Genomic DNA, 13,723 nt, shown 5'->3' with positions numbered 1-13,723 from the left:
TGCTCATCACCGTGCGGTGGCAGATGGTGTGGGTGGTGCCGGTGGTGCGGGCGCAACGCGAGTCAGGCCCGGAGCCTGCAGCGAGACCGGACCGACTATTGGCCCGGCGTCAGGGACCCCGGGTGGCCAACTCTCGGTTGATCGCTCCTGCATCGTCTCGCGCTATGTGCAACGCCGTCATCACCTGGTCGAGCACCGCGATCGGCACACTGAACTGTCGCGGGGTGTGACCATCGGTGATCGAGATAGCGGCGTCCTGGGCGGTCACGCGCCCGTCGATCGCCTGCATCGTCTTGATCCGGGTCTCGATCCGCACCCCGCGATGAAAAGTGACGCGCGCGCGGGACCAGGTCTCACTACCGTCCGGATCGCGGTAGGTGCGTTGGGGGTCGGTTGCGGCCCCCTCGTGCGGGTCGTCGACGAGGGCTTTCGAGTCGGCTCGTACGTCGGACAGGCTTCCTCGGCGTAGGGCTTGAGTCACGGCGAGCCGCCAGCGGTCCGGGCTCTCGTCGAACGGGGTGTCCTCGGCGAGCAGGAGCAACAGAAGCCGACCGACGTCCCCGGCAGTGCTTGGCAGGTCGATACGGTACGCGACTACGTCGCCCAGCCGGTTGTCGTCCTCGCGTTGATGAAACGCCACTTTCCACGCGGTGGCGTCGGGAGAGTCGGACATGTGCAGTCCGTGATTGATGACTCGCGGTGTCTGAGCGTGCCCGGGCCGGTTTTGGTGGTACTGAACCGCGGTCGCGAAGACCTGGTAAAGGTGCCGGCCGACATCGACTGGTGTTGGGGAGGTCATCGGGCGACGCCACCTTGCCCGAGGTAGTGCGCCTCGGTCGATCAGTCGGGACTTCAGCGGTACGCTGCTTGTTCTCTCCGGCTGCTTCCTCCAGCGTACGCGGGGTGAACTGGGTCCCGGAGCGCAGTGAGTCGCACACAGATCAGCGGGGCCTCCGCGCCGTGGCAAGGAGGCCCCGCTGGCCCCTGTATCTCCTACTGCTGTACGCCCTAGTGTTTTACGTCCTAGTGCCGGTGACCGCTTTGACCACCCAGAGCAGGATGACCGAACCCAGCAAGCACGTCAGGAAGCTGAAGAACCAGCCGCCGGCTTCGACATCGAAGAGTAGACCCAGGATCATTCCGCCGATGAGCCCGCCGATGATGCCCACGACGATGTTGAGAAGCAGGCCCTGCTGCTTGTCGGTGCCCATGATCTTGCTGCCGATCCATCCGGCGAGTCCGCCGATGATGATCCAGCCCAAAAAGCCGAGTGAAAGCATGGTGTCGTCCTTTGATCGCGAGAGTCTTGCGTGATTCGCGGGGCGGTCCCCACGGCTCAATGGTCCAGCATCCCGTCGACTGTTGCGCGATGAATCGCCGATCAATTCGATCCCGTCACCGGAACGTGACTGACCGTAGTTCGACGGTCGGCACTCCGTGTGCAACGAATGAGGCGTGCACAACGAATGGGGCGTGTGCAACGAATGGGGCGTGCACAACGAATGAGTAAGGCCCCGGTGTCGCTCGATCGCGACGCCGGGGCCTTCAACTCACCTGGAGCGGGTGACGGGAATCGAACCCGCGTAGCTAGTTTGGAAGACTAGGGCTCTACCATTGAGCTACACCCGCGTTGCACTGCTGTGCGTGGCAAGACACTACAGCAGTCGGGCGCGGAACTTCAAAACCAGTGCCGGGTTCGTCTCCACGCACCGGTGGGCCGTACTATGTGCGTTTGGCCGTGTCCGAAGCCTGGACCGACCACGGGATGTGGCGCAGCTTGGTAGCGCATCCGCTTTGGGAGCGGAGGGTCGCAGGTTCAAATCCTGTCATCCCGACGATCACGAGTCGTCCGTAAGACCTTAAGGAGCATCAACGCCGTGAAGAGCATCGTCGAGCAGCTGAGCCCGACCCGAGTCAAGCTGAATGTCGAGGTCCCGTTCGAGGAACTCTCCGGCGACTTCGACCAGGCCTACAAGGCTCTCGCTCAGCAGATCCGTATCCCCGGCTTCCGTCCGGGCAAGGCCCCCGCGAAGCTGATCGAGGCCCGTGTCGGTCGCCAGTCGATCCTCGAGCAGGTCGTCAACGACGCACTCCCGAACAAGTACTCGCAGGCCGTCGCCGAGGCTGACGTCAAGGCCATCAGTCAGCCGGAGATCGACGTGGACGAACTCGTCTACGGCGAGCCGGTCAAGTTCACCGCCGAGGTCGACATTCGTCCCGAGATCACGCTTCCGGACTTCTCGACCCTCTCGGTCGAGGTCGATCCGATCGAGATCGCCGATGCTGACATCGAAGAAGAGCTCGAGAGCCTGCGCGCCCGTTTCGGCACTCTCGTCGGTGTCGATCGTGGCGCCCAGGATGGCGACTTCGTCTCCATCGACCTAGAAGCGAAGGTCGATGGCGAGACCGTCGAGGACGCGACCACCGAGGGCCTCTCGCACGAGGTCGGCAGCGGCAACCTGATCGAAGGCCTCGACGAGGCGCTCGTGGGAGCCAAGGGCGGCGAGACGAAGACGTTCACGACCAAGCTGGTTGCCGGCGAGCACGCCGGAGCCGACGCGGACGTCACGGTCACCGTCAACTCGGTAAAGGAGCGCGAGCTCCCCGCCGTCGACGACGACTTCGCTCAGCTCGCCAGCGAGTTCGACACCGCGGAAGAGCTGCGTGCCAGCCTGTCGGACCGTGTCGCCGAGTCGAAGAAGTACGAGCAGGCGTCCGCGATCCGCGACGCGGTGCTCGAGCAGCTCCTCGACACCGTCGAGTTCCCGCTGCCCGAGGCTGTCGTCGACGCCGAGGTCGAAGGCGTCCAGCACCAGCTGGTCCACGCGCTCGGCCACGACGACGCGCAGGTCGACAAGTTCCTCGAAGCGCAGGGCAAGACCCGCGAGGAGTGGGACGCGGAGAGCCGCGCCGACGCCGAGAAGTCGGTCCGCACGCAGCTGCTCCTCGACTCCATCGCCGACGAGGCGGGCACCGAGGTCGGCCAGGACGAGCTGACCCAGCAGATCCTCATGCAGAGCCAGCGCTACGGCGTTGCACCCCAGGAGTTCATTCAGCAGTTGCAGAGCGCCAACCAGATCGGCGCCCTGTACGCGGACGTGCGACGCAACAAGTCGCTCGCCGACGTCATCGGCAAGGTGTCGGTCGCCGACACTAACGGTGAGACCATCGACACCGACGCGTTCTTCGGCGGCGAGTCCGACGACGACGCCGAAGGCGACGACGCCGACGCGTGATTCACCCGCCCGCACGCGGGCACACTTCGACAGCCGGGACGGCGAGAACGTCCCGGCTGTCGTGTTCTCCGGCCGGGTTCGGGTGTTCTCCACACCGAGCAGTCGACCGCGATCTTGTTCTGCTGTGAGCGAATAAGGGGTGTCGGCGGAACAATCCGGGGGGTGAAGTTGATTAACCTCGGTGACAACGCCGCACACCGTTCGCGGGAGCACGGCCATCATTTCGACAGATAGGGACAACCAGTGAGCAATCTCTACACGCCCTCCATGACCTCGGGCGTCGCCGGCCTGAACCTGACTGATTCAGTGTTCGAGCGACTGCTCCGCGAGCGCATCATCTTCCTCGGCACCCAGGTGGACGACGACATCGCGAACCGGCTCTGCGCGCAGATCCTCCTCCTCTCGGCAGAAGACCCGGAGAAGGACATCAGCCTGTACATCAACTCGCCGGGCGGCAGCGTCACCGCCGGCATGGCGATCTTCGACACGATGACCCTCGCGCCCTGCGACGTCGCGACCTACGCGATGGGCATGGCCGCTTCGATGGGCCAGTTCCTCCTCGCCGCAGGCACCAAAGGCAAGCGGCACGCCCTGCCACACGCGCGGATCATGATGCACCAGCCGTCGGCAGGCATCGGCGGCACCGCTGCCGACATCGCCATCCAGGCTGAGCAGTTCGCCGCGACCAAGCGTGAGATGAACCGGCTCAATGCCGAATTCACCGGTCAGACGCTCGAGCAGATCGAGGCCGACGCCGACCGTGACAACTGGTTCACCGCGACCGAAGCCAAGGACTACGGCCTCGTCGACCACGTCGTGACGCACGTCGCCCGTCCCGGCGCCTGAACGCCAACCGTCCAACTCCCTTCACCGGTTACGGAGACACCATGAACACTTCTCTTCCCGCCGACGTGCGTGCGGGCATCCCCGACGCCGCACTCGCGCTCAAGCGCATCGAGGCCCGCTACATCCTGCCGTCGTTCATCGAGAACACGCCGAACGGTCAGCGCCAGTACGACCCGTACGCGAAGCTATTCGAAGAGCGCATCGTGTTCGTCGGCACGCCGATCGACCAGACGGTCGCGAACGATGTGATGGCGCAGTTGCTGGTCCTGGAGAGCCAGGACCCCGACCGTGACATCACGATGTACGTCAACTCGCCGGGCGGCAGCGTCCCTGACATGCTGGCCATCTACGACACCATGCAGTACGTTCACTGCGACGTCGTCACCGTCTGCCTCGGTGAAGCGGCGTCGGCCGCCGCGATCCTGCTCGCCGGCGGCACGCCCGGAAAGCGTGCGGCCCTGCCGAACGCGACCGTGCTGATCCACCAGCCGCGCACCGGCGGCGCCTACCAGGGGCAGGTCTCCGACCTGGAGATCCAGGCCGCCGAGATCGAGCGCATCCGGAAGCGCCTCGACGAGATCCTCGCCTCGCACACCGGCCAGGATCCGGAGAAGATCCGCAAGGACACCGACCGCGACAACATTCTGACGGCCGAACAGGCCAAGGAGTACGGCATCATCGACGAGGTCTTCGACTACCGAAAGAAGTCGGCGCGCAAGTAAGTCCCGATCTTCTCTTCGAACCCGCCCCCGCGCGAGTACCGTTCACGGTGACGCGCTTAGCCCCCGAGAAAGTAGGTGTGGCCACATGGCCCGAATGGGAGACGGTGGTGACCTCCTCAAATGCTCGTTCTGCGGCAAGAGCCAGAAGCAGGTCAAGAAGCTCATCGCAGGTCCGGGCGTGTACATCTGCGACGAGTGCATTGACCTGTGCAACGAGATCATCGAGGAGGAGCTCGCGGAGACCAGCGGTGACGTGAAGCTCGACGAGCTTCCCAAGCCTGCGGAGATCCGCGACTTCCTCGACAACTACGTTGTCGGACAGGACACGGCCAAGCGAACGCTCGCGGTCGCCGTCTACAACCACTACAAGCGGATTCAGGCCGGGGAGCGCAAGAGCGACAAGAGGTCGTCGGCGGAGCCGGTGGAGCTGGCGAAGTCGAACATTCTGATGCTCGGCCCCACCGGGTGCGGTAAGACATATCTGGCGCAGACGCTCGCCAAGATGTTGAACGTGCCATTCGCCATCGCCGACGCCACCGCTCTCACTGAGGCCGGATACGTCGGTGAGGACGTCGAGAACATCCTGTTGAAGTTGATCCAGGCCGCTGACTATGACGTGAAGCGAGCCGAGACCGGGATCATCTACATCGACGAGGTCGACAAGATCGCGCGGAAGAGCGAGAACCCGTCGATCACGCGCGACGTCTCCGGTGAAGGCGTTCAGCAGGCACTCCTGAAGATCTTGGAGGGCACGCAGGCGTCGGTACCGCCGCAGGGCGGACGCAAGCATCCGCATCAGGAGTTCATCCAACTCGATACGACCAACGTCCTGTTCATCGTCGCCGGCGCGTTCGCCGGGCTGGACAAGGTCGTCGCCGACCGGATCGGCAAGCGCGGCATCGGCTTCGGCAACGAGGTGCCGAGCAAGGGGTCGGTCGACACGAGCGACTACTTCGCCGAGGTGATGCCGGAGGACCTGATCAAGTTCGGTCTGATCCCCGAGTTCATCGGTCGTCTGCCGATGGTCGCGTCGGTGCGCAACCTGGACAAAGAGGCGCTCGTTTCGATCCTCGCGGAGCCGAAGAACGCTCTGGTGAAGCAGTACACCCGGTTGTTCGAGATGGACGACGTCGAACTCGAGTTCACCGACGAAGCTCTCGAGGCGATCGCTGACCAGGCCATCCACCGGGGCACGGGTGCGCGTGGTCTGCGCGCGATCATGGAGGAAGTCCTCCTGCCCGTCATGTACGACATCCCGAGCCGCGACGACGTCGCGAAGGTCGTCGTCACCGGTGAGACCGTCCGCGACAACGTCCTGCCGACCGTCGTCCCGCGCAAGGACGACGACAGTCCCGCCGAGAAGTCGGCGTAGTCGGCAGTTCATTCCGCGTCAGACTCTGCGCCCAGGGCACTTTCGTTAGTGCCCTGGGCGCTTGTTTGTGCTCAGGGGCAGACCCTGGGCGCAATGGCGGTGCCCAGGGCACAAACGGCGTCCAGGGCACACGCGACGCCCAGGGCACAAACGGCGTCCAGGGCAGAAGCGGCGTCCAGGTTCACCGAAGCAGCCCGGCGCGCTCCATCCGGTGCTTGAGCATGGGAATCATCGCGCCGGAGCGGAGGTCCGCATGGATCCAGCGGGCGACGTCGCCTACCAGGTCCCGGAGTCGGTCCTCACGGATCTTCTCGGCGACGACGGCGTCTTCGGTGTTCTGGCCGGGCTTGAGGTCCCGGCAGTACTTCCGCAGTCCGTCGAACTCGCCGACGAGACGGTCGCCCCAGCCGTAGTCGGTGTAGACGGTGCGGCCATCACGCAATGAGAACTCGCACTGCAGATCGGGGAGGGGGAGCCTCGCCTCGATCATCTGGGCCCGACCCCACGACTCTCCGGGGTTCGCCGATCGGCGGTCGGCATAGCGCAGTGCTGCGGCGACCACCGCGGCACCGCGAACTCGGCGACGCGATAGCTCGGCCTCGATCTCGGCGGCGGTCAGACCGAGGCGCCGAGCGCCGTCGACGGCGGCGAGAGCCTGCGCGAACGACCGTCCAGCGGCGACGTCCACAGTCGTCCGCGCGAGGCTCGAGACGAGAAGTCCGTTGACCACGACGACGGAGTCGTCCGGGAGGCCACTGTGGACATGGCGGTAGCGCGTCGACCGTCCGCCCCCTCGTCGCTCCTTGGCGAAGTGGACTCGCGCCTGGTCGGGTGCCAGGAGGTCCAGACCGTGCACGGCGGCCGCCGACTCATGGGTCAACGGCAGTTCTGACTCGCCAGCAGCAGCGATACAACGCAGAAGGTAGATTGCGTCGGCGACGTCGTACTCCGGCAACGACTCGGTGAGCGCGTACATTCCGGGCTCGAGCAGCGTCAACTCGTTGCTCCGGACTGCGCGCAGAACATCCCGATCGCTACGTCCGACGTCGCGCGCCGCGTCCTTGCGAATGATTCCGAACTCGTCTGTCGGCCACATGATTCGAAGTGAACACCCGGAGGCCGGATTTGTCTCCGATGAATTCCACAGCCCCGTCGTCGAGCATATTTGTGCCCAGGGCGCGTGCATTGCGCCCACCTTCTGACCCTGAGCACAAAGTCGTGCCCTGGGCGTCAACGTCGGCGCCCTGAGCGGAAACGCATGGCCCTGGGCACAAAGCACGACACCGGACGACGTGCGCGGCTACGGTGTCGGTATGAGCCAGAACACAGTCGCCGGAATCATTCTCGCGGGCGGGCGTTCGCGCCGCATGGGGCAGGACAAGGCAGCGTTGGACTTCGAAGGGGTGACGATGCTGACGCGGATCGCGGCCACCGTCTCGCAGCGCTGCGCTCCGGTCCTCGTCGCGGCGCCGGAGACGTCGCAGGCCTACCGCGAACTGTCGAAGGAATCGGATCTGGAGTGGGTCACCGACGAGAAGGAAGGGAGCGGTCCGCTCGGCGGACTCGTCGCGGCGCTGCGTGCGGCCGCCGAGGTCGGAGCGGACGCCGCCTTCGTCTGCGCCACCGACATGCCGCTCATCGAAGTCGGCCTCATCGATGAGCTGGTTGCCGGACTCACCGACTCCACCGACGCGGTGATCGCCCGCGACGCGCAGCGCGACCACCCGATGGCAGGGGTCTACCGCACGTCCGCGGTGGGTGCGCTCGAAGCTCTCGTGGATGCCGGGGAACTCCGCATGGGAGCGGCGATCGACGCCATCCACACACGCCGGGTGACCGTCTCCGATGAGAACTGGCTCACCAACGTCGACGCCCCCGAGGACCTGCACCGACTACGCGCAACCGGCGTTTCCTAGAATCAAAGGGTGAGCAACCCCGAGCTGAGCAACGCACTGCCCAAGAACTGGGACCCTACCGACCACGAATCGGCCCTTTACCAGGGCTGGGTAGACGCCGGATACTTCGAGGCCGACGCCATGAGCGACAAGCCCGGCTACTCGATCGTGCTCCCGCCGCCCAACGTGACGGGCTCGCTGCACATGGGCCACGCGCTCGACCACACCCTCATGGACACGTTGACCCGCCGCAAGCGGATGCAGGGCTACGAGGTTCTGTGGCTGCCGGGCATGGACCACGCCGGAATCGCGACACAGACCATCGTCGAGAAGCAGCTCGCCGCGGAAGGCACCACCCGGCAGGAGTTGGGCCGCGAGAAGTTCATCGAACGTGTCTGGAAGTGGAAGGCCGAATCGGGCGGCACCATCCAGGGCCAGATGCGACGTCTCGGCGACGGCGTCGACTGGAGCCGTGACCGCTTCACCATGGACGACGGACTCTCGCGCGCCGTCCACACCATCTTCAAGAGGATGTTCGACGACGGGCTGATCTACCGCGCTGAACGTCTCGTCAACTGGTCGCCCGCCCAGCAGACCGCGATCTCCGACATCGAGGTCAAGTACGCCGACGTCGAGGGCGAGCTCGTCTCGTTCCGTTACGGGTCGCTTGACGACGCGCAGCCGCACATCGTCGTCGCCACCACTCGGATGGAGACGATGCTCGGCGACACCGCGATCGCCGTCCACCCCGACGATGCGCGCTACGCCGATCTGATCGGCGTCGAACTCGACCACCCGTTCCTCGATCGTAAGATCCCAGTGATCGCCGACGACTACGTCGACCCCGAATTCGGTTCCGGCGCAGTCAAGATCACGCCCGCCCACGATCCAAACGACTTCGCGATCGGGCAGCGCCACAACCTGCCGATGATCACGATCATGGACAAGACCGCGGTCATCGAGGGCACCGGCACACAGTTCGACGGCCTCGACCGTTTCGCCGCGCGCGTCGCGGTCCGCGAGGCGCTCGTCGAACAGGGACGTGTCGTCAAAGAAGTGCGCCCCTACCTGCACAGCGTCGGCCACTCCGAGCGTGCGGGCGAGCCGATCGAGCCGCGACTGTCCATGCAGTGGTGGGTCAACGTCGAATCCCTCGCCAAGGCGGCGGGCGACGCGGTCCGCGACGGCGACACCGTCATCCACCCGACGAGCCAGGAACCGCGTTGGTTCGCATGGGTCGACGACATGCACGACTGGACGATCTCGCGCCAGCTGTGGTGGGGCCACCGCATCCCGATCTGGTATGGTCCCGACGGCCAGATCGAGTGCTTCGGCCCCGACGACGCCGTCCCCGACGGCTGGGAGCAGGACCCTGACGTTCTCGACACCTGGTTCTCGTCGGGTCTATGGCCGTTCTCCACGATGGGCTGGCCGGAGCAGACCGCCGAACTCGACAAGTTCTATCCGACGTCCGTGCTGGTCACCGGATACGACATCCTGTTCTTCTGGGTGGCCCGCATGATGATGTTCGGCACCTACGTCGGCAACCTCGACCTCGCCGGTTTCGACACCCGCGCGGCCAAGGTCCCGTTCTCCGACGTCTTCCTGCACGGGCTCGTCCGCGACGAGCACGGCTCCAAGATGAGCAAGTCCAAGGGCAACGGCATCGACCCGCTCGACTGGGTGGACCGCTTCGGCGCCGACGCGCTGCGTTTCACGCTCGCGCGCGGAGCCAATCCGGGCAGCGACATCTCGGTCGGTGAATCGCACGCGCAGAGCTCCCGGAACTTCGCGACCAAACTCTTCAACGCCACCAAATTCGCGTTGATGAACGGCGCTCGCGTCGGCGAACTGCCCACCGCGGAACAGCTGACGACCTCCGACCGCTGGATCCTCGGCCGCCTCGACGAGGTACTCGCCGACGTCGACACCGGTTTCGAGACCTACGAGTTCTCGAAGGCATGCGAAGCGCTGTACCACTTCGCGTGGGACGAGTTCTGCGACTGGTACCTGGAGCTGTCGAAGGTGCATGTCGCCGCAGGCGGCGCACGCGCCGACACCACCGCGCTCGTCCTCGGCACCGTCCTGGACAAGCTGCTCCGCGCGCTGTCTCCGGTCATGCCGTTCGTCACCGAAGTCCTGTGGAAGACGCTGACCGGCGGCGAGTCCGTCGTCGTCGCCGACTGGCCCGCACCGTCCGGGGAGCCCGCCGACGCCGCGGCGGCCCAACGCATCGACGACCTGCAGAAGCTCATCACCGAGGTCCGACGATTCCGCAGCGATCAGGGACTCAAGCCCGGACAGCGGGTGGCTGCGGTCGTCGACGGACTCGATGAGCTGGGCCTCGCCGAGCTCCGCGGTCAACTCGACTCGCTGGCCCGCCTGGAGACGGCAGACGATGACTTCACGGCGACCGCCACCGTCGAGGTCCGGCTGTCGACGGGTACGGCGAACGTCGCCATCGACACGTCCGGCACCGTTGACGTCGAAGCCGAACGGAAACGTGCAGCTAAAGACCTCGCCGCCGCCGAGAAAGAACTCGCGGGGACGACGGCGAAGCTCGGCAACGAACAGTTCCTGTCGAAGGCTCCGGACGCCGTCGTCGACAAGATCAAAGCTCGCCGCGACGTCGCCGAAGCCGACGTCGCCCGTCTCGCCGCCAAACTCGACGCGCTGGGCGCCTGATGAGTGCCGACGAGACGGACGCCGCCGCGTCCGACGATCTCGCCGAACTCGCGGCAGTTGAAGCCGAACTCGATACGCGGTGGCCCGAGACGAAGATCGAGCCGTCGCTGACCAGGATCACCGCGCTGCTCGAATTGCTCGGCAACCCGCAGCACGCGTATCCGTCGATCCACATCGCGGGCACCAACGGCAAGACGTCGGTCACCCGCATGATCGATGCGCTGCTGCAGGCGTTCCACCGTCGCACCGGCCGCATCACCAGCCCCCACCTGCAGCTGGTGACCGAGCGGATCGCGATCGACGGGGCGCCGATCAGTCCGCGGCTGTACATCGACACGTACCGCGAGCTCGAACCGTTCATCACGATGGTCGACGACTCGTCGACCGCGCAGGGCGGCCCGCGGATGAGCAAGTTCGAGGTGCTCACCGCGATGGCGTATGCCGCGTTCGCCGAGGCGCCGATCGAGGTGGCCGTCGTCGAGACCGGGATGGGCGGGCGCTGGGACGCGACCAACGTGATCGACTCGCAGGTCGCCGTCATCACCCCTATCGCGATGGACCACGCCGACTACCTGGGTGACACGCTCACCGCGATCGCTGGGGAGAAGGCCGGGATCATCAAACCGGGGCCGTCGGACGCCGTCGTCCCCGCCGACCCGGTGACGATCATTGGCCCGCAGGCTCCCGAGGTGGCCGACGTGCTGCTGCGCGCGAGCGTCGAGGCGGGCACGATCGTCGCCCGACAGGATTCCGAGTTCGCGGTGCTGTCGTCGGCGACTGCCGTCGGCGGCCAACTCCTGTCCATTCAGGGCCTCGGCGGCGTCTACGACGAGGTGTTCCTCCCGCTGCACGGGGCACACCAGGCGCAGAACGCGGCGCTCGCTCTCGCGGCCGTCGAAGCGTTCTTCGGCGCGGGCACGGAGCGGCAGCTCGACGTCGACTCCGTCCGTGAAGCGTTCGCGGGCATCACGACGCCGGGGCGGTTGGAGCGTCTGCGCAACGCGCCGAGCGTCTTCATCGACGCAGCCCACAATCCGCACGGCGCGCAGGCTCTCGCGCAGGCTCTCGCCTCCGAGTTCGACTTCCGCCGCCTCATCGGAGTGATCGGCGTGCTCGGCGACAAGGACGCGCGCGGACTGCTCACCGAACTCGAACCGATCCTGGACACGGTCGTCCTGACCAACAACGGTTCCCCGCGCGCCCTCGACACCGAGGCCCTCGCCGACATCGCCCGCCCGATCTTCGGGGACGAACGCGTCGAGACATCGGTGTTTCTGCCCGACGCGGTCGAACGCGCCATCACGCTCGCCGAAGACGGCGAGACGGGCGCGGTGTCCGGTGCTGGCGTGATCATCACCGGCTCGGTCGTGACCGCGGGCGCCGGCCGCACCCTGTTCGGGAAGGACCCGTCGTGACTCAGACTCCGCCTCCGGGCGTCAACCCGCCGGCCACCGATCCGTGGAAGGGATTCCGCGGCGTGATGGCCGGAACGCTCATCCTCGAAGTGATAGTCGTCCTGCTGGCGTTTCCAATCGTCGCGAAGATCGGCGGCGGACTGTCGTGGGGCTCCGGCCTGTTCCTCGGACTGCTGACCCTTGCGTTCATCGTCCTGTCCGGAATGTGTGCACGACCGTGGGCGCTGCCGACGATCCTCGCGCTCCAGGTGGTCCTCATCGTCGGCGGTCTGTATCACTGGTCACTCACCGCTATCGGAGTGATCTTTCTTTGTGTCTGGGCTTACATCGCGTACATTCGACGCGACGTCGCGCGACGGATCGAACTCGGCCTGCTGCCGAGCCAACGCATGAACTGAACGCTCGCGCGGCACCATCTACTCAGATGAACCGGTCGGTTAGACTCGGTGGATCGACGACCTCGCCCGTGCGGGAGACAAGGTGTGCTCAGTGGGATTTCGGTACGATGGGGGATTTCGGTACGGGGGATTTCGGTACGGGGGCAAGCGGCCGATCGTTCGAATCGCGCTCCTCGCGGCAGCATGTGCGGCGACGACGCTGATCGCGGCTCCCGCGCATGCCGATGCGGACCGATCATCGACCCCGTCGACGCATGCCCCGTCCAGTACGTCCCCTTCGACTACCGGGCCTTCGTCGAGTGTCCCGTCGACCAGCACCCCGTCGATCGACGAGTTGGCGACTAAGCCCGGGGTGCCGCAACCGGTGGCCGAAGGGTCGTTCGGTTACATCGCGACGGCGAGCGCCACCCGGTGGATGGCCGAGCGCGAGCCCGAGAACATCGTCGCGAACTTGCCGGTGGGGCACCGCGATGACAACAAGGCGATGGCGAAGGTCCTCGGCGGCCAGTTGGACGCCGCGGTCGCCGAACGCGGAGCGTGCCTTCAGGTGATCGTCGGCGGCCCGCGCGACGGTGGCCTGTTCACCTACGGCTTCTACGCGGTCGAACGCGAATACTGCCCCCGCTGAGTCGAGCGCGGACACCCGGGCCGTTAGAGTGTGCTGGTGACTGAACAGACTCTCGTACTCATCAAGCCCGACGGCGTACAGCGCGGCGTCATCGGTGACGTGATCTCCCGTATCGAGCGCAAGGGCCTCACCCTGGCAGCGCTCGAATTGCGGACGGTCACCACCGAGATCGCCTCCGAGCATTACGCCGAACACGCCGAGCGACCGTTCTTCGGGTCGCTCCTGGAATTCATCACCTCCGGCCAGATCGTTGCGGCCGTCGTCGAAGGCCCGCGCGCCATCGCCGCGTTCCGTCAGCTCGCGGGCGGCACTGACCCGGTCGAGAAGGCCGTCCCCGGCACGATCCGCGGCGACTTCGGTCTCGAGACCCAGTTCAACCTCGTCCACGGATCGGACTCGCCGGAGTCGGCCGCACGCGAGATCGCACTCTGGTTCCCGTCCCTGAACTCCTGAAACACCGAGTGCGGCGCGGCACGCGATGGCCGATTTTCAATGCTGTGCGGGTCCCGACCCGTTCGTGTGGGAT

Annotated in this window: 13 protein-coding genes and 2 tRNA genes; 11 read left to right on the top strand and 4 right to left on the bottom strand. The window is 65.9% G+C overall.

All coding sequences use genetic code 11. From position 1 onward, the window contains the following. Positions 1 to 109 precede the first annotated feature (109 nt). The 3 genes from L5G33_RS07345 to L5G33_RS07335 all read right to left on the bottom strand — a co-directional run bounded on the left by L5G33_RS07345 (position 110) and on the right by L5G33_RS07335 (position 1,629). Entirely contained in the window at positions 110 to 673 is a 564-nt protein-coding gene (locus L5G33_RS07345) for a hypothetical protein (RefSeq protein WP_236997502.1), read from the bottom strand. Positions 674 to 1,016: 343 nt separating this feature from the next. Then, complete coding sequence (locus L5G33_RS07340) at positions 1,017 to 1,280, bottom strand: GlsB/YeaQ/YmgE family stress response membrane protein (protein ID WP_236997501.1); 264 nt, start codon at positions 1,278 to 1,280, stop codon at positions 1,017 to 1,019. Between the two features lie 275 nt (positions 1,281 to 1,555). Next, a tRNA-Gly gene (locus tag L5G33_RS07335) sits at positions 1,556 to 1,629 on the bottom strand. 132 nt (positions 1,630 to 1,761) lie between these two features. Here L5G33_RS07335 and L5G33_RS07330 point away from each other — a divergent pair. From L5G33_RS07330 to clpX, 5 genes are all read left to right on the top strand, one after another. Continuing rightward, positions 1,762 to 1,835, top strand: a tRNA-Pro gene (locus tag L5G33_RS07330). Between the two features lie 42 nt (positions 1,836 to 1,877). After that, entirely contained in the window at positions 1,878 to 3,236 is a 1,359-nt protein-coding gene (gene tig, locus L5G33_RS07325; protein ID WP_236997500.1) for a trigger factor, read from the top strand. Between the two features lie 267 nt (positions 3,237 to 3,503). Beyond that, on the top strand, positions 3,504 to 4,082 hold the full coding sequence (locus tag L5G33_RS07320; RefSeq protein ID WP_236997499.1) for an ATP-dependent Clp protease proteolytic subunit: 579 nt from the start codon (positions 3,504 to 3,506) through the stop codon (positions 4,080 to 4,082). Between the two features lie 41 nt (positions 4,083 to 4,123). Further along, positions 4,124 to 4,804, top strand: coding sequence for an ATP-dependent Clp protease proteolytic subunit (locus tag L5G33_RS07315; RefSeq protein ID WP_236997498.1), 681 nt, complete (start codon positions 4,124 to 4,126; stop codon positions 4,802 to 4,804). Positions 4,805 to 4,889: 85 nt separating this feature from the next. Further along, positions 4,890 to 6,176, top strand: coding sequence for an ATP-dependent Clp protease ATP-binding subunit ClpX (gene clpX, locus L5G33_RS07310; RefSeq protein ID WP_236997497.1), 1,287 nt, complete (start codon positions 4,890 to 4,892; stop codon positions 6,174 to 6,176). A gap of 181 nt (positions 6,177 to 6,357) precedes the next feature. Here clpX and L5G33_RS07305 read toward each other — a convergent pair whose 3' ends face one another. After that, a complete protein-coding gene (locus L5G33_RS07305) occupies positions 6,358 to 7,272 on the bottom strand; it encodes a type IV toxin-antitoxin system AbiEi family antitoxin (RefSeq protein WP_236997496.1) in 915 nt (304 codons plus the stop codon). A gap of 217 nt (positions 7,273 to 7,489) precedes the next feature. Here L5G33_RS07305 and L5G33_RS07300 point away from each other — a divergent pair, with 217 nt between their 5' ends. The 6 genes from L5G33_RS07300 (at position 7,490) to ndk (ending at position 13,650) form a co-directional block, all read left to right on the top strand. After that, on the top strand, positions 7,490 to 8,092 hold the full coding sequence (locus tag L5G33_RS07300) for a molybdenum cofactor guanylyltransferase (RefSeq protein WP_236997495.1): 603 nt from the start codon (positions 7,490 to 7,492) through the stop codon (positions 8,090 to 8,092). Between the two features lie 9 nt (positions 8,093 to 8,101). Next, a complete protein-coding gene (locus L5G33_RS07295; protein WP_236997494.1) occupies positions 8,102 to 10,756 on the top strand; it encodes a valine--tRNA ligase in 2,655 nt (884 codons plus the stop codon). Then, positions 10,756 to 12,171 carry a bifunctional tetrahydrofolate synthase/dihydrofolate synthase gene (gene folC, locus L5G33_RS07290; protein ID WP_236997493.1) on the top strand — a complete coding sequence of 472 codons (1,416 nt, stop codon included), beginning with the start codon at positions 10,756 to 10,758 and terminating at the stop codon, positions 12,169 to 12,171. The genes L5G33_RS07295 and folC overlap by 1 nt, the downstream gene beginning before the upstream one ends. Positions 12,172 to 12,236: 65 nt before the next feature. After that, on the top strand, positions 12,237 to 12,569 hold the full coding sequence (locus L5G33_RS07285) for a DUF4233 domain-containing protein (protein WP_236997652.1): 333 nt from the start codon (positions 12,237 to 12,239) through the stop codon (positions 12,567 to 12,569). Between the two features lie 352 nt (positions 12,570 to 12,921). Next, entirely contained in the window at positions 12,922 to 13,197 is a 276-nt protein-coding gene (locus L5G33_RS07280) for a hypothetical protein (RefSeq protein ID WP_236997492.1), read from the top strand. A 36-nt stretch (positions 13,198 to 13,233) separates the two neighbouring features. Further along, positions 13,234 to 13,650, top strand: coding sequence for a nucleoside-diphosphate kinase (ndk, locus tag L5G33_RS07275; protein WP_236997491.1), 417 nt, complete (start codon positions 13,234 to 13,236; stop codon positions 13,648 to 13,650). Positions 13,651 to 13,723: the final 73 nt, after the last annotated feature.

It is taken from the genome of Gordonia liuliyuniae (genome assembly GCF_021738805.1).
GTDB lineage: Bacteria > Actinomycetota > Actinomycetes > Mycobacteriales > Mycobacteriaceae > Gordonia > Gordonia liuliyuniae.
This window is presented reverse-complemented; position numbering and strand designations above follow the sequence as displayed.